This is a genomic window from Blastococcus aggregatus (genome assembly GCF_900221005.1).
GTDB lineage: Bacteria > Actinomycetota > Actinomycetes > Mycobacteriales > Geodermatophilaceae > Blastococcus > Blastococcus aggregatus.
Genome location: NZ_OBQI01000006.1, coordinates 360,629 through 376,660, shown reverse-complemented (window position 1 = coordinate 376,660; position 16,032 = coordinate 360,629). Strand labels below are relative to the sequence as shown.

Annotated in this window: 9 protein-coding genes, 2 tRNA genes and 1 pseudogene; 4 read left to right on the top strand and 8 right to left on the bottom strand. The window is 72.9% G+C overall.

Annotation, left to right across the window (positions count from 1 at the left end; all coding sequences use genetic code 11):
• The 3 genes and pseudogenes from CRP29_RS19970 to CRP29_RS19960 form a co-directional block, all read left to right on the top strand.
• The coding region (locus CRP29_RS19970) for an AAA family ATPase (RefSeq protein WP_097196834.1) at positions 1-3,159 on the top strand (3,159 nt) is incomplete at its 5' end.
• A 159-nt stretch (positions 3,160-3,318) separates the two neighbouring features.
• Complete coding sequence (locus CRP29_RS19965) at positions 3,319-3,543, top strand: helix-turn-helix transcriptional regulator (protein WP_097196781.1); 225 nt, start codon at positions 3,319-3,321, stop codon at positions 3,541-3,543.
• A 162-nt stretch (positions 3,544-3,705) separates the two neighbouring features.
• Positions 3,706-4,653: pseudogene (locus CRP29_RS19960) on the top strand (tyrosine-type recombinase/integrase); the annotation flags it as partial.
• Positions 4,654-4,858: 205 nt separating this feature from the next.
• On the opposite strand, the gene CRP29_RS19955 reads toward CRP29_RS19960, so the two are convergent.
• The 7 genes from CRP29_RS19955 to CRP29_RS19930 all read right to left on the bottom strand — a co-directional run bounded on the left by CRP29_RS19955 (position 4,859) and on the right by CRP29_RS19930 (position 12,613).
• Positions 4,859-4,931: transfer RNA gene (locus CRP29_RS19955), tRNA-Ala, on the bottom strand.
• 25 nt (positions 4,932-4,956) lie between these two features.
• On the bottom strand, positions 4,957-5,100 hold the full coding sequence (locus tag CRP29_RS22925) for a DLW-39 family protein (protein WP_176523062.1): 144 nt from the start codon (positions 5,098-5,100) through the stop codon (positions 4,957-4,959).
• 72 nt (positions 5,101-5,172) lie between these two features.
• Positions 5,173-5,246: transfer RNA gene (locus tag CRP29_RS19950), tRNA-Ile, on the bottom strand.
• A gap of 162 nt (positions 5,247-5,408) precedes the next feature.
• Positions 5,409-6,230: a DUF3566 domain-containing protein gene (locus tag CRP29_RS19945; RefSeq protein WP_097196780.1), complete on the bottom strand. Its 822-nt coding sequence runs from the start codon at positions 6,228-6,230 to the stop codon at positions 5,409-5,411.
• Between the two features lie 104 nt (positions 6,231-6,334).
• Positions 6,335-8,803, bottom strand: a complete 2,469-nt coding sequence (gyrA, locus tag CRP29_RS19940; protein WP_097196779.1) for a DNA gyrase subunit A — start codon at positions 8,801-8,803, stop codon at positions 6,335-6,337.
• A gap of 85 nt (positions 8,804-8,888) precedes the next feature.
• Positions 8,889-10,925 (bottom strand): DNA topoisomerase (ATP-hydrolyzing) subunit B, encoded by a 2,037-nt coding sequence (gene gyrB / locus CRP29_RS19935; RefSeq protein WP_097196778.1) that lies wholly within the window; start codon positions 10,923-10,925, stop codon positions 8,889-8,891.
• Between the two features lie 266 nt (positions 10,926-11,191).
• Positions 11,192-12,613: an APC family permease gene (locus CRP29_RS19930; protein ID WP_097196777.1), complete on the bottom strand. Its 1,422-nt coding sequence runs from the start codon at positions 12,611-12,613 to the stop codon at positions 11,192-11,194.
• A gap of 117 nt (positions 12,614-12,730) precedes the next feature.
• Between CRP29_RS19930 and CRP29_RS19925 the strand changes: the two genes are divergently transcribed.
• The gene (locus CRP29_RS19925) at positions 12,731-14,221 is read left to right on the top strand and encodes an SDR family oxidoreductase (RefSeq protein WP_097196776.1); all 1,491 of its coding nucleotides are present in this window, start codon (positions 12,731-12,733) and stop codon (positions 14,219-14,221) included.
• Positions 14,222-14,319: 98 nt separating this feature from the next.
• Here the strand turns inward: CRP29_RS19925 and CRP29_RS19920 are convergent, their stop codons facing one another.
• Positions 14,320-15,987, bottom strand: coding sequence for an ABC transporter ATP-binding protein (locus tag CRP29_RS19920; RefSeq protein WP_342745239.1), 1,668 nt, complete (start codon positions 15,985-15,987; stop codon positions 14,320-14,322).
• Positions 15,988-16,032 lie beyond the last annotated feature (45 nt).

Here is a 16,032-nt window from a genome sequence, read left to right as displayed (position 1 = left end):
CTGCACCTGCAGTTCCTGTCCCGGGTATTCGCCGCGGGGAAATGGCGCGGCTTGCACACCGTCGGCGTCCGCGACTTCTTGGGCGCGATCAACGGCATCGGGCACGCCGCGATGGCGTGTGACCCGGAATTGAACGCCGCCTTCGCCGACAACGGCTACCGGAAGGACGCTACGGGAGAAATACTGGAGCTCGCCGAGTACGCGGGCCCGTTCAGCGCGCGGCACGCGCAGATCGCCCGGAATGTGGACGACTACGAACGGGATTGGACCGCCGCGCACCCCGGCGAATCCGCCGGGCCGGCGCTGCGCCGGGCCTGGGATGCCCGGGCGTGGGCCGACGGCCGCCCGGACAAGGTCACTCTCCAGCCCGGGGTCAGGCTGGAGGAACGCTGGCGGGCCGAGCTGTCCGCCCTCGGCTACCGCGACCCGGGTCAGCCGGTCGACCTCGCCCCCACCCCGATCGGGGCCCTCGATCGCGACACGCTGGTGCAGCGCGCGCTGGCCCGGCTCGCGGCGGCGCGGTCGGCGTGGAACGCCGCCGACATTCGGGGCGAGGCCGAGCGGCTGATCGCCGCCGCAGGCGTGATCGCCGACGCCGGGGTGCGCATCGAGCTGGCCGAAGACCTCACCGCCCGCGCCCTGCAGCGCTGCATCCCCCTGCTGGACCGCGACGGGGTGCCCGAACACATCCGGGCCTGGACCTCCCAGCCGGTCCTCGACGTCGAAGCCGACCTGACCACCTGGCTCGCCGCCCGCGCCGCACCCGGCGTGCCTGACACCGACCCGGCACTCCCGGTCGAGCGCGCGGCCGCCGCCGGCCGTCTGGATCCCGGCCAAGCCGCAGCGGTCGCCGCGCTCGCCGGCGACCGCCCCCTGGTGGTGATCGAGGGCGCCGCGGGGGCGGGCAAGACCACCACGCTCGCCGCCACCCGCGAACTGCTCGAGGCGCGGGACCGCCGGCTCGTGGTGGTCACCCCCACGCGCAAGGCGGCCAAGGTGGCCGCCGGCGAGCTGGGGACGGCCGCCGGATCGGCGGCGTCCCTCGCCTTCGGGCACGGCTGGCGCTGGAACGACGAGGGGCGGTGGACCCGGCTCACCGTCGGCCAGGTCGACCCGGCGACCGGACGGATCTACGCCGGGCCGAACGAGGCAGCGCGGCTGCGGCCCGGCGATCTGCTGCTGGTCGACGAGGCCGGGATGCTCGATCAGGACACCGCCCGCGCCCTGCTGACTGTCGCCGACGAGTGCCAGGTCCGGGTGGCGCTGCTCGGCGACCGGCACCAGCTGTCCGCAGTCGGCCGCGGCGGCGTCCTGGACCTCGCCATCGCCCAAGCCGACCCGGCGGCACACCTCACACTCGACGGGGTGCACCGCTTCACCCGAACCGACGAGGAAGGCCGCACAACACCCGACACCGGCTATGCCGAGCTGACCCTGGACATGCGCGTCGGCGAGGACCCCGGCGCGGTCTTCGACGCCCTGCTCGCCCGCGGCCAGATCGAGCTGTACCCCGACGCCGCCGCGCGGCAGACCACGCTGGCCGCCACCGCCGCCGCCTCTTATGCCGCAGGCCGCCGGGTGGCGGTGGTGGTGGTGGTGGACACCCGCGAGCAGGCCGCCCAGTTCAACAACGCGATCCGCGAGCGGCTGGTCGTCGCCGGCCGGGTCGATGACCGAACGGTGGTCATCGCCGGGGCCGGGGAGCGGATCGGCGCCGGGGACCGGATCGCCACCCGCCGCAACGACCGCCACCTCGACGTCGCCAACCGCGACGTCTGGGTCGTCACCGCCGTCGGCCGCCGCGGCGGGCTGCTCGTCACCCCCGCTGTCACCCCCACCGGCACCGACCCCGGGAACGGGTCCGGCGGTGTCACCCCGGCCGGGGCGAGACCCCGGGTGCTTCCCGCGGACTACGCCACCGAGCACGTCGAGCTCGCCTACGCCTCCACCGCGTACGGCGTGCAGGGCGAGACCGTCACGGCGTCGCACGTGATGGTCGGCGAGCAGACCGGCGCCTCGTCGGCCTACGTCGGGATGACCCGCGGCCGAACGGCGAACACCGCCCACCTCGTCGCCGCCGACGCCGACGAGGCGCGGGAGCAGTGGCTCGCCGTCTTCGCCCGCGACCGCGCCGACCTCGGCCCCGCCCACGCCGCCCAGCAGGCCGCCACCGAGGCCGCCCGCTACGCCCCATCCCGCCCGCTGGCCGACGTGCTGGCCGAGCTGCGCACGGCGTGGACCACCGAGCAGCGCTGCCTCCAGCGACTCGCCTACTGGGAACCACAGCGCGAGACGCTCCGCGAGGTGGTCGCGGTCGAAGCTCCCCACGCCGGCGAACTCGCCAACCTCGAAGCCACCCGTGAACGGACGGCGATCACCGCCGAACAGGCCAAGCAGCAGGCCGCAGCCAGCGGCGCGGCCCTCGCCGCCCACGCCGACTGGGTCCGCGACACCCTCCTCGCGCGCTGGGACGGCGAACGCCCCGCCACACGCGCAGCGGCAAAAACCGTGCTCGACGGCCCGGGCCGGCTCGGCCTCCGACGAGGCGCGGTCGCGCGGGCCGGCGAGCAGCTCACCGACTGGGCCGACCGGTGGCGGCCACACGTGCCGTCCCTGCCCACCGAGCGGAAGGACCTCGCGGAGGTTGCCGTCTGGTTCGACGACCGGCCCGCCCTGTGGAGGGCGCTCGACACCTCCGCCCACCAGGCGACCGAACAGGCCGACCCAGAACACGTCCAGCTCCGCGTCGCAGCCGACACCGCCCGGCACGCGGCAGGGCAGGCCAGGCGCGCACTGGCCGAGGCCAGCCGCCGGCGCGAGGAACGACTCGGCCCGTTTGGGCCGGTGGCCTGGGCCCCTGACCCGGCCGGCCGGCTCGCGGACCTCCAGCGCGACATCGCCACCACCCGCCAGGAGCTGACCGACGCCCAGGCGCGCATCGCGACCCTCACCGCTGACCCGGCTCTCCGCGCCCAGCCGCCGGACTGGCTCGATCGCGAGCGCGAGGCATGGCGCACATGGCGCACGGCCGGCCCCGACCAACGTGGATCGGCGCGCCCGCGGCCGACCGCCCCCGTCCCGGGGGTCCCTCGGCCCGAGGAGGAGCGCCTCGGCTCGTCCCTCGCCCCGCGTGGCAGCGCCCCAGGCATCGGTCGATGAGCAGCGTGGTTCCGCCGGCGACCGCGGGTTCGGCCACGCGGAGCAGGAGAACAACTGGAGGTTTTCGGAAGCATCTGGCGGTCGGCTGTCAGCAAGGGCTCTGAATCGGCGCCTTCTCAGGTGACGGAGCCAGTCCACCCGACCAGAACGGAGCCAGCCATGCCCGACCATCCCGCCAGCCGCGAGCCCGAACTGCTCACCATCACCGAAGCCGCCGAGCTCCTCCGTGCTCCGGTCGCCACCCTGCGGTACTGGCGCCACCTGGGCACCGGCCCCCGCAGCTTCCGCCTCGGCCGCCGCGTCCTCTATCGCCACGACGACCTCCGCAGCTGGATCGACGCACAGCACGGCCAGGTCGCCCATGGCCCACGAAACAGGCAGTGAGCTGCCACCACCCGGCGCCCACAGGAATCCACAGAATGCCGGTGCATCCACCGAAGGACAGGCGACCGACGGCAAGCTTGGCTCGGCAGATGCTCGCGTGAGCGGTAGAACCCCTCGTGCGCACGCCGTGGCCGGGGATCGAGGAGAGGCAGGTGGTCGGCGATGGTGTCGATCGCGAGAAGACCTGACGGTACGTACCGGCCGCGGTACCGCGACGAGCACGGCAAGGAGCACGCTCGCCACTTCAAGCGCAAGGTCGATGCCCAGCGATGGCTCGACGAGGTCACCGCGGCCGTGCAGACGGGCACCTACGTCGACCCCAAGCGGGCCAGGACGACCGTGGGCGAGCTGGCGCCGGTCTGGCTCGCCGGGAAGATCAACCTCAAGCCCACCAGTCGGGCCCGCTACGCCGACGTCCTCAAGACCCACGTCCTACCGCGCTGGGGGCACGTCGCGCTGATCCGGGTGACCCACGGCGACGTGCAGGCCTGGCTGTCCGAGCTCTCCGGCCGGGGGCTGGCCGGGGCCTCGGTCCGCAAGGCCCAGGGCGTCCTGTCGGGCATCCTCGGGCTCGCGGTGCGCGACCGGCGCCTGGCGGTCAATCCCGCCCTGGGCGTCGCCCTGCCGCCGATGGGCGAGAAGCGCCGGCGGTACCTCACCGCCGAGCAGCTCGACGCGCTCGCCGAGGCCGCCGGGCCCGGCCGGGTGGCGGTACTGGTGCTCGGCTACTGCGGGCTGCGCTGGTCGGAGCTGGCGGCGCTGCGGGTGCGGCACTTCGACCTGTTGCGCCGGCGGGTCCTGGTGGAGGAGGCGGTCACCGAGGTCGACGGCTCGCGCCTGGTGTGGGGTACGCCGAAGACCCACGGCCGCCGCTCGGTGCCGCTGCCGCGGTTCCTCGTCGACGAGCTCGCCCGGGCGGTCGTGACCCGCCCTGCCGACGAGCTGGCCTTCCCCTCGCCGCAGGGCGCGGTGCTGCGCAACCGGAACGCCCGGTCCGCCTGGTTCGACGCCGCGGCCCGGGCCATCGGGGAGCCCGGGCTCACGCCGCATGAGCTCCGGCACACCGCGGCCTCGCTGGCGATCAAGGCGGGAGCCAACGTCAAGGCGGTGCAGCGGATGCTCGGGCACGCCTCGGCGGCCATGACCCTGGACCGCTACGCCGACCTGTTCGATGACGACCTGGACGACGTGGCAGACCGGCTGGACGCCCTGCGGGCCGCAGCCCGCGGACGAGTTGCGGACTTTTTGCGGACTGAGACCCGGCGGGAGGGTTCGCCGGAGCCCCCGACGGAGGTGAATCCGCAGGTCAGCGGAGTGGAGACGAGGGGAATCGAACCCCTAACCCCCGCCTTGCAAAGGCGGTGCTCTGCCAATTGAGCTACGTCCCCGACGGGGCCGGGGCCCCGGGGTGGATCAGCGTGCGGTGGGGGTGCTGACGGCCTGGGGGCCGCTGGTGGCCTCGCGCCAGAGGTCGGCCTCGGCCTTGCCGCTGGAGCGCCTGCGGACGGCGGCGACTGCACCGACGGCCGCTGCGACCAGCGCCAGCTTCTTCAGCACGCGATGACCTCCTCGGGCGCGTGGCGCGCCGACTCGATGCGAGTACGGCGCCCGGAGGCACCGGCACACGGGTGGGCCTGGGAGGACTTGAACCTCCGGCCTCATCCTTATCAGGGATGCGCTCTAACCGCCTGAGCTACAGGCCCGTGAACCTCGAACAGCGTACCTGGGCTTGGAGACGGATCGGCAGGAGGGGTCCTGTCGTGCCGAGTGGGCCCCGGAGGGGTCCGCGCAGGCGCGACGACGGGGCTCCACGGCGCAGGGGAACGGCTCCTGGTGGCGGTGTCGTCCGGAGGACGACGGATTACTCAGTCGCGCTCGGAGAGCGTGAGCTCGAGGCCGCCGACCAGGTCGGAGCACATGTTGTAGATGAACGTCCCCACGGTGCACAGCGCGGTGAGCAGCACGATGTTGATGGCGCCGATGATCGCCGCACCACCGAAGACGACGCCGGGGGTCAGCACGTCGCTGCCCTCCTCCGTGCCGCTCTCGGTGCCCAGCTGGCCGAAGAGCTCGTTGAGGGTGTCGAAGACGCCGAGGGCGTTGAGCACGCCGTAGAGCACGCCGACGGCCACCATCCAGATGAAGAACAGCGCGATCGACAGGACCAGCGAGATCTTCAGCGCCGACCAGGTGTCGATGTGCCGCAGCTGCAGCCGGGCCCGGCGCGGCCCACGGGTGGCGCTGCGCCCGGAGCGGCCCTTGGCCGCGGCCGGGGCACCAGCGGAGCCGGCACCACCGGCGGGGGCACCACCACCGGACGGGGCGGAACCGGACGGGGCGGGAGGCGGCGACGCGGGAGGCGGCGACGCGGGACCGGCCGGGACGGCCCCGGCAGCGGACACCGGGGTCGGCGGGACGGCGATCGGCGGAGCGGGCGTAGCGGCCGGCGCCGCGCTCGCCGACGCACCGGCCGCGCGCTGGGTCCCGGTCGTGGGGATCGCCTGCGTGCCGGTGGCCGGGACTGCCCGGTCGGCGGTGCCCGTCTGCGCGCCGGCACCGGGGATCGCGTGCGTCCCGGTGTCGGTCGTCGGCGCCTGCGGGGCGGCGGCCGCGGGGGCCTCGCCGCCGGCCGGGTCCTCGTCGTTGCGGGATCCGGTGCGCACCGAACCGTCCGGCCGGTCGCTCATGCCAGTCTCCCCATCGCCTGCGGCACGGACCGCTCCCTCGCGACCGGCTCCCGGGCCACGCTCGCGCGCGCCCGGGCTCCGATCAATCGTCACCAGCCGTCACCCTAGGCCGACGGCTCGTCGTTGTCCGTCGTACGCGCGATTGCCACGATGGACACGTCCTCCGGCAAGTTCATGAGCTTGACGCCCATGGTCGCGCGGTCCTTGTTGTGTCGCACCCCGTTGACCGGCGTCCGGATCACGCCACCACCGGAGGTGATGGCGTAGAGCTCGTCCCCGAGGGTGACCGCGAGGGCGCCGACCAGGGCACCCTTTCGGGCCTTCGGGTCGGCGGTGAGCACGCCCTTCCCGCCCCGGCCCTGGTTCGGGTAGTTCTCGATCCCGGTGCGCTTGGCGAAGCCGCGCTCGGTGGCGACGAGGACGTCGACGCCCTCCTGCACCACCATGAGCGACAGGAGCCGGTCGTCCTCGGACAGCGCGATGCCGCGCACGCCCTCGGTCGCCCGGCCCATCGGGCGCAGCGCGGTGTCGTCGGCGGTGAACCGGATCGACATGGCCTTGCGGGTCACCAGCAGCAGGTCGGACTCGCTGTCGATGAGCGCGGCACCGACCAGCTCGTCGCCGTCGCGCAGGTTGATGGCGATGACGCCGCCCTGGCGCGGGGAGTCGAAGTCGGTCAGCCGGGTCTTCTTCACCTGCCCGCGGGCGGTGGCGAGGACCAGGAACGGCGCGACCGTGTAGTCCTTGATCTGCATGACCTGGGCGATCTTCTCGTCCGGCTGGAACGCGAGGATGTTCGCCACGTGCTGGCCGCGGGCCGTGCGGTTGGCCTCCGGCAGCTCGTAGGCCTTGGAGCGGTAGACCCGGCCCTTGTTCGTGAAGAACAGGATCCAGTCGTGGGTGGAGCCCACGAAGAAGTGGTCGACGATGTCGTCCTGCTTGAGGGCCGCGCCCATCACGCCCTTGCCACCGCGGCGCTGCGAGCGGTAGAGGTCGCTCTTCGTCCGCTTGGCGTACCCGGTGCGGGTGATGGTGACGACGACCTCCTCCTCCGCGATGAGGTCCTCCATCGACACGTCGCCCTCGTTCGCCACGAACTGGGTGCGGCGGTCGTCGCCGTACTTCTCGACGATCTCGGCGAGCTCGTCCTTGATGATCTGCCGCTGGCGCAGCGGCTTCTCGAGGATGTCGAGCAGGTCGGCGATGCGCGCCTCGATCTCGGCCAGCTCGTCGAGGATCCGCTGGCGCTCCAGGGCCGCGAGCCGGCGCAGCTGCAGGTCGAGGATCGCGACGGCCTGGATCTCGTCGACGTCGAGGAGCTCCATCAGGCCGGAGCGCGCCTCCTCGGCCGAGGGGCTGCGGCGGATGAGGGCGATGACGTCGTCGAGGTGGTCGAGCGCCTTGCCGTACCCGCGCAGGATGTGCGCGCGCTCCTCGGCCTTGCGCAGCCGGTAGCGCGTGCGCCGCTGGATGACCTCGATCTGGTGGTTCACGTACTCGCGGACGAGCTCGTCGAGGCGCAGCGTGCGGGGGACGCCGTCGACGATGGAGAGCATGTTGCAGCCGAAGGTGGTCTGCAGCTGGGTGTGCTTGTAGAGATTGTTCAGCACGACCTTGGCGACGGCGTCGCGGCGCAGCGTGAAGACCAGCCGGCGGCCGACGCGGTCGCTGGACTCGTCGGCGATCTCGCTGATGCCCTGGATCCGGCCCTCCTTGACCGCCTCGGCGATGGACTCGGCGAGGTTGTCCGGGTTGACCTGGTAGGGCAGCTCGGTGCAGACCAGCTGCACCCGGCCCCGCGAGTCCTCCTCGACGGTGACGACGGCGCGCATGCGCACCGAGCCACGGCCGGTGCGGTACGCGTCCTCGATGCCCTCGCGGCCGACGATCAGGCCGTGGGTCGGGAAGTCCGGGCCCTTGACCCGCTGCATGCACGCGGCGAGGGACTCCTCGGCCTCGGCGTCCGGGTGGTCGAGCACCCAGAACACCGCCTCGGCGATCTCGCGGAGGTTGTGCGGCGGCATGTTGGTGGCCATGCCGACGGCGATGCCGGCGGAGCCGTTGATCAGCAGGTTCGGGATGCGCCCCGGCAGGACCAGGGGCTCCTGGTTCTTGCCGTCGTAGTTGGGCTGGAAGTCGACGGTGTCCTCGTCGATGTCCCGGAGCATCTCCATGGCCAGCGGGGTGAGCCGCGCCTCGGTGTACCGCATGGCCGCGGCCGGGTCGTTGCCCGGCGAGCCGAAGTTCCCCTGCCCGTCGATCAGCGGGTACCGCATCGACCACGGCTGGGCCAGCCGCACGAGGGCGTCGTAGATCGAGCTGTCGCCGTGCGGGTGGTAGTTACCCATCACCTCACCGACGACGCGGGCGCACTTGACGTAGCTGCGGTCGGGCCGGAAGCCCTGGTCGAACATCGCGTACAGGACGCGGCGGTGGACCGGCTTGAGTCCGTCGCGGACCTCGGGGAGGGCGCGGCCGACGATCACGCTCATCGCGTAGTCGATGTAGCTCCGCTGCATCTCCTGCTGGAGATCGACCGGTTCGACGCGGTCGCGGGGAGGGGTCTCGGTCACGGTTCAGGTCTCCACAGGTGGGTGCACAGAGGTGGACAACGTCGCTGCTCGGCGGCCGGCCCCCGCCGGGCGGGGGCCGCCCGACTCACACGTCGAGGAAGCGGACGTCCTTGGCATTGCGGGTGATGAAGCTGCGGCGGGCCTCGACGTCCTCGCCCATCAGCACGCTGAAGAGCTCGTCGGCGGCCGCGGCGTCGTCGAGGGTGACCTGCAGCAGCACCCGGGTCTCCGGGTTCATGGTCGTCTCCCAGAGCTCGGTCGCGTTCATCTCGCCGAGGCCCTTGAAGCGCTGGATGGCGTCGTCCTTGGGCAGCTTGCGGCCGGCCTCGGCGCCGGCCGCGAGGACGGCGTCGCGCTCGCGGTCGGTGTAGACGTACTCGTCGCCGAACTTGCCGCCCCACTTGATCTTGTACAGCGGCGGCTGCGCGAGGTAGACGTAGCCGGCCTCGACCAGCGGCCGCATGAAGCGGAACAGCAGGGTCAGCAGCAGCGTGCGGATGTGCTGGCCGTCGACGTCGGCGTCGGCCATCAGCACGATCTTGTGATAGCGCAGCTTGCTGACGTCGAACTCGTCGTGGATGCCCGTGCCGAACGCGGTGATCATCGACTGGACCTCGTTGTTCTTGAGGACCCGGTCGATGCGCGCCTTCTCGACGTTGATGATCTTGCCGCGGATGGGCAGGATCGCCTGGAACATCGAGTCGCGGCCGGACTTCGCGGAGCCGCCGGCCGAGTCGCCCTCGACGATGTAGATCTCCGAGGCGCGCGGGTCGGTCGAGCGGCAGTCGGCCAGCTTGCCCGGCAGCGAGTTGTTGCTCAGCAGGTTCTTGCGGGCCAGCTTGCGGGCGTCCTGCGCCGCACGGCGGGCGCGGGCCGCGGACGAGGCCTTGTTGATGATCGTCTTGGCCTCGGTCGGGTTGGCCTCGAACCAGTGCTGGATCTGCTCGTTGCAGATCTTCTGGACGAAGCCCTTGACCTCGGTGTTGCCGAGCTTGGTCTTGGTCTGGCCCTCGAACTGCGGGTCGCCGAGCTTCACCGAGATGATCGCGGCCAGGCCCTCGCGGATGTCCTCACCCGTGAGCTTCTCGTCCTTGGTCTTGAAGAGCTTCTTCTCCTCGGCGTACCGGTTCACGATCGAGGTCAGCGCCGCGCGGAAGCCCTCCTCGTGCGTGCCGCCCTCGTGGGTGTTGATGACGTTGGCGAACGTGTAGACCGACTCGGAGTACGCCTCGGACCACTGCATGGCGACGTCGATCGACATCGGCATGTCGTTCTTGCCGACGCCGTCGGCGGCGAAGCTGATGACCGACTTGTGGATCGGCGACTTCTTGGCGTTGATGTGGTCGACGTAGTCGACGAGGCCGCCGTCGTACCGGTAGGTGATCTCGGTGGGCTCGAAGCCCTCCTCCTCGTGGCCCGCCTCGACCGCCACCTCGGCGACCGAGACCTCCTCGGCCATGCCCGTCTCGACCTTGCTGCGGCCCGGGCGCTCGTCGCGCAGGACGATCGTGATGCCCTTGTTGAGGAAGGCCATCTCCTGCAGCCGGCGGCTGATCGTGTCGAACGAGTAGGTCGTCGTCTCGAAGATGTCGCCGTCGGCCCAGAACGTGACCGCCGAGCCGCGCTTCTTCGTGGCGCCGACCTCCTCGAGCGGGCCGGGCTTGGCGAGGTCGTAGCGCTGGAACCACTCGGCGCCGTCACGCCAGACGTTCACCTCGAGCCGCTTGGACAGCGCGTTGACGACGGTGACACCCACGCCGTGCAGACCGCCGGAGACGCCGTAGCTCTTGCCGTCGAACTTCCCGCCCGCGTGCAGGACGGTCATGATCACCTCGAGGGTGGGCCGCTTCTCGACCGGGTGCATGTCCACCGGGAAGCCACGGCCGTTGTCCTCGACCCGCACGCCGCCGTCGGCCAGCAGGGTGACCCGCACCGTGTCGCAGTAGCCGGCCAGCGCTTCGTCGACGGCGTTGTCGACGACCTCCCACACCATGTGGTGCAGGCCACGCTCACCGGTGGACCCGATGTACATGCCGGGACGCTTCCGGACCGCCTCGAGACCCTCGAGGACGGTGATCGAACTGCCGGAGTAGGCGTTCTCGGTCTGCGGTGCTGCGACCACGGGGGGCCTTCCTTTCGCGCAACCGGCACGCGTTCCCCCGGTGTTCGCGGGGGGTGACGCGCAGAACGGCACTGGGCCCGTCGGGGCGCAGGACGACGCTGGGCCGGTTGCTGGCGGTTTCTGCATCCGAGGATAACGGGTGCTACGACAGGAATGCCGCCGTCCACGCCCTGACGTCGTGTCTGAGGCCCCACGGGGGCCTCCGCCACCACCCGTGCTGCCCCCGCTATCGACACGACGTCCTCGGGCGGCTCATCCGGTCGCGGTCAGTTCTTCGGGCCCGCGGGCCGCTCGCCACTGAGGTTCTGCGGGTCGAACGACGCCGGTCGACCGCCCGTCCGGCGGGTCACGAGCACGGTCACGAACCAGAGGACGACGCCGATCGCCAGCAGGATCCCGGCGATCCGGTACTCCTCCGTCGGCCGCCCGGCGAAGGGCGTGGCGAGGAATCCGCAGGCCAGGGCGCCGATGACCAGCAGCACCGTCGGGGTGCGGAAGTGGTCTGCGTCGACGCCGTCGCGCCGGAGCACCAGCACCGCCACGTTGACCACGGTGAACACCAGCAGCAGCAGCAGGGCGGTGGTGCCGCCGAGCGCCGGCACCGCCCCGACGAAGGTGATCAGCCCGAAGGCGAGCGCGGTGGTGAACAGGATCGCCGTCGTCGGCGTGCGGCGGCGCGCGTGCACCCGGCCCAGCAGCGGCGGCAGGACCCGCTCCCGGCTCAGGCCGTAGACCAGCCGGCTGGCCATGAGCATGTTGATCAGCGCCGAGTTGGCGACGGCGAACATCGTGATGACGCCGAACAGCCCGATCGGGAAGCCGGGGGCACCGGCCTCGATCACCTTCAGCAGCGGGGTGTCGCCCTCGCTCAGGTCGTCGGCCGGCACCAGCGCGATCGCCGAGATCGACACCAGCACGTAGATGACGCCGGTGGCCACCAGCCCGGCGAGCAGCACCCGGGGGAAGATCCGCCGCGGCTCCTTGCACTCCTCGGCCATGTTCACCGAGTCCTCGAAGCCGACCATCGCGAAGAACGCCAGCCCGGTCGCGGCGATGACGCCGCCCACCACCGATCGCTCGCCGGTGTCGAACTCGGTGACCCGCGAGAAGTCGCCGCTCCCACCGCCGAGGGCCCAGACACCGACGCCGATCACGATGAGCAGGCCGGTCAGCTCCACGCAGGTGAGGACGACGTTGGCCTTGACGCTCTCGCCGACCCCGCGGTGGTTGACCAGGGCCACCAGCGACATGAAGGCCAACCCGATCAGGGTGATCCCGATGCCGTCGCCCAGGTCGAGCTCGAACACGCTGGCGAAGTTCGCGCTGAACGCGCGGGCGGCGGTCGACGCCGACGTGATGCCCGAGCTCATCACCGCGAAGGCCACGACGAACGTCAGGAAGTGCACGCCGAAGGCCTTGTGCGTGTACAGCGCCGCACCCGCGGCCTGCGGGTACTTCGTCACCAGCTCCAGGTAGCTGAACGCGGTCACCAGCGCGACGAGGAAGGCCACCAGGAACGGCAGCCAGACGGCGCCGCCCACCTCGGCGGCCACCTGGCCGGTGAGCGCGTAGATCCCGGTGCCCAGGACGTCGCCGACGATGAACAGCAGCAGCAGCCCCGGGCCCATGACCCGCTTGAGCGCCGGCTGGCCGTCGGCGGTGCGCTCGTCGGTGGTGGCGTCGGCCATCGGGCCCTCCGGGGGACGGTGGTGCGCGGGGCCGGCGGCGGCCGCGTCGATCGTCCTGCGCGACCTGCGCCTGCGCGATTCGGGCGCCCCGACCGGAGAGCGCCGACACTCGGCGGCATGCCCTCCTCGGAACCCACGCTCTGCCTGGTCACGGGCGCGACCGGCTACATCGGCGGGCGGCTGGTGCCCGAGCTGCTGGCGGCCGGTCACCGCGTGCGGGTGATGACCCGCAACCCCGACCGGATCCGGGACCACCCCTGGGCCGGCCAGGTCGAGGTGGCCCGCGCGGACGCGACCGACGCCGCCCAGGTCGCCGCCGCCTGCGCCGGCGTCGACGTCGTCTACTACCTGATCCACGCCCTCGGCGCCGGGCCGGAGTTCGAGGAGACCGACCGCCGGACCGCCCGGGTCATGGCCGACGCGGCCCGCACCGCCGGTGTCGGCCGACTGGTCTACCTCGGGGCGCTGCGCCCGCAAGACGAGGAGCTCTCCCCGCACCTGCGCTCGCGCACCGAGGTCGCCGACATCCTGCTCGCCTCCGGCGTCCCGACGGCCGTGCTCCGCGCGGCGATGGTGCTCGGTTCGGGCTCGGCGTCGTTCGAGATGCTCCGGTACCTGACCGAGCGGCTGCCGGTGATGGTCACGCCGCGCTGGGTGCACAGCCGCATCCAGCCGATCGCCGTCCGGGACGTGCTGCGCTACCTCGTCGGCAGCGCCGGCCTGCCGGCCGAGGTGAACCGGTGCTTCGACGTCGGCGGGCCCGACGTCATGAACTACGCCGAGATGATGCAGCGGTACGCCGAGGTCGCCGCCCTGCCGCGCCGCCGGATCCTGCCGGTGCCGCTGTTCAGCCCCTCGCTGTCCAGCCACTGGGTCGGCCTGATCACGCCGGTGCCGGCCGGGATCGCCCGTCCCCTGGTGGAGTCGCTGCGCAACACCGTGGTCTGCGGCGAGCACGACATCGCCGAGCACGTGCCGGATCCGCCCGAGGGGCTGCTCGGCTTCGACGAGGCGGTGGAGCTGGCGGTGCAGCGGGTGCGCGACTCCGCCGTCGCCACGCGGTGGGCCTCGGCGTCGGTGCCCGGCGCTCCGTCGGACCCGCTGCCGACCGACCCCGACTGGGCGGGCGGCAGCCTCTACGTCGACGACCGGACCCGGTCCACCAGCGCGGATCCCGCCGCCGTCTGGCGGGTCGTCGAGGGCATCGGCGGCGAGCGCGGGTGGTACTCGTTCCCGCTGGCGTGGCGGGTGCGCGGGCTCTTGGACCGGGCGGTCGGCGGGGTCGGGCTGCGCCGCGGCCGCCGCGACCCCGACCGGCTCTACGCCGGCGACGCCCTCGACTTCTGGCGGGTGGAGGAGCTCGAGCGCGGCCGGCTGCTCCGGCTGCGCGCCGAGATGCGCGTGCCCGGCCTGGCCTGGCTGGAGTTCCACGTGGAACACGACTCCGCGGACGGGGGGCAGGGCACGACGACGCTGCGGCAGCGGGCCACCTTCGCGCCGCACGGCCTCGCCGGGCACGCCTACTGGTGGACGGTCGCCGCGTTCCACGGGATCGTCTTCGGCGGCATGATCAAGGGCATCGCCGGGGCCGCCGAGCGGCGCGGCTGACGCCGTCGCCCGCCGTCCTCCCTCACCGTCCCGCGTCCTCCCTCACCGCAGACCGTGCGGGAGGACGCGCTGGGATCAGGTCACCTGATCCCAGCGGGTCACACGAGGAGCTGGGCGGTGGCGAGCTCCCGGTACAGCGGGCTGCTGTCCACGAGCTCGGCATGCGTGCCGCGGGCGACCACGCGGCCCTGGTCGAGCACCACGATCTGGTCGCTGTCGAGGACCGTCGAGAGCCGGTGCGCGACGACGAGCAGGGCGCGGTCGGCCGAGGCGGCGGCGAGCGTCTCCCGCAGCAGCCCCTCGTTGCGCGCGTCGAGGCTGGCGGTGGGCTCGTCGAGCAGCAGCAGCTCGGGCCGGGCCAGCAGCGAGCGGGCGATCGCCAGCCGCTGGCGCTCGCCGCCGGAGAGCAGCACGCCCTCGTCGCCGACCAGCACGTCCAGCCCGCGCGGGGACCGGCGGACGACCTCGGTGAGGCCCACGTCCGCGAGCACCGCCCACAGCTCGGGATCGGTCGCGTCCGGCCGGGTGAGCAGCAGGTTGTCGCGCACCGTGCCGGCCAGGACGGGTGCCTCCTGCTCGACGTAGCCCAGCCGCGCCCGCAGCGCCGCCCGCGGCAGCTCACGGACGTCCGTCCCCGCCCAGCGGACCGCGCCGTCGCCGACCGGGTAGAAGCCCTCGATCAGCGCCAGGACCGTGGACTTGCCCGCGCCCGAGGGGCCGACCAGGGCGACCCGGCTGCCGGCGGCCACCTCGAAGGAGACCCCGCGCAGCACCGGCGTCCCGTCGGGATAGGCGAAGGAGACGTCCTCCAGCGCGAGCAGGGGTGCACCGGGGCGCGGACCGGCTCCCGTCCGCTCGGGCCGCCCGTCCTCCTCCGGCTCGAGCGCGAGGATCTCCTGGATGCGGGTCAGCGCACCCAGCCCGGTCTGCAGCTGGGTCCACGCCGAGATCGCATGGCCCAGCGGCATGACCAGCAGGAACAGGTAGAGGATGAAGGCGACCAGCGACGCCACGCTGATGGAGCCGTTCGCGACGCGGTAGCCGCCGACGCCGAGCACCGCCAGGAAGGCGCCCTGGACGGCGATCGACCCGGCCGGGGCGATCAGCGACTCGAGCCGGGCCAGTCGCACGCCGGCGTCGAACGCCCGCCGCGCGCTGCCGCCCACCGTCGCCACCTCGCGGGTGGTGGCGCCGCTGGCGCGGATGGTGCGCACGGCCGACAGCGCCCGCTCGACGGCCGCGGTCATCGCCCCGACCTCCTCCTGCGCCAGGCGCGACAGCCGTCGCACACCGCGCGAGGCCAGCACCACGACGGTGAGGCCGACGGCGACCGAGACGAGGGTGAGCAGCAGCAGCCAGACGTCGACCAGCGCCATCGCGATCACGGCGCCGACCCCGAGCACCACGGATCCCGCGACGTCGACGACGCCGGAGGTGACCGTCGCGCGCAGCAGCGTGGTGTCCGCGCCCACCCTCGACATCAGGTCGCCGGTCCGGCGTCGGTCGTACTCGGCCACCGGCAACCGCAGCAGCCGGTCGGCGAGCAGCCGGCGGGTGGTGAGGACGACGCCCTCGGCGGTGCGCTGCAGCAGGTACTGCTGGAAGGCGCCCAGCGCCGAGGCGGCCAGCAGCACCACGACCAGCACCGAGACGACGGGCAGCAGCGGACGCCCCGACCCGACGGCGTCGATCACCCGCGCGACCAGCGCAGGCTGGGCGAGCGCGCCGGCCGCGGACACGAGGGACAGCCCCGCCGCCGCGGCCAGCGCACGGCGGTGCGGCCGCAGCAGGGGCAGCAGCTCGCGGGGGCC

Bases quoted from the DNA above. Each gene is read 5' to 3' on its own strand.
- CRP29_RS19925 (WP_097196776.1), top strand. From the start codon at position 12,731: ATGCCCTCCTCGGAACCCACGCTCTGCCTGGTCACGGGCGCGACCGGC.
- CRP29_RS19930 (WP_097196777.1), bottom strand. From the start codon at position 12,613: ATGGCCGACGCCACCACCGACGAGCGCACCGCCGACGGCCAGCCGGCG.
- CRP29_RS19965 (WP_097196781.1), top strand. From the start codon at position 3,319: ATGCCCGACCATCCCGCCAGCCGCGAGCCCGAACTGCTCACCATCACC.
- CRP29_RS19945 (WP_097196780.1), bottom strand. From the start codon at position 6,230: ATGAGCGACCGGCCGGACGGTTCGGTGCGCACCGGATCCCGCAACGAC.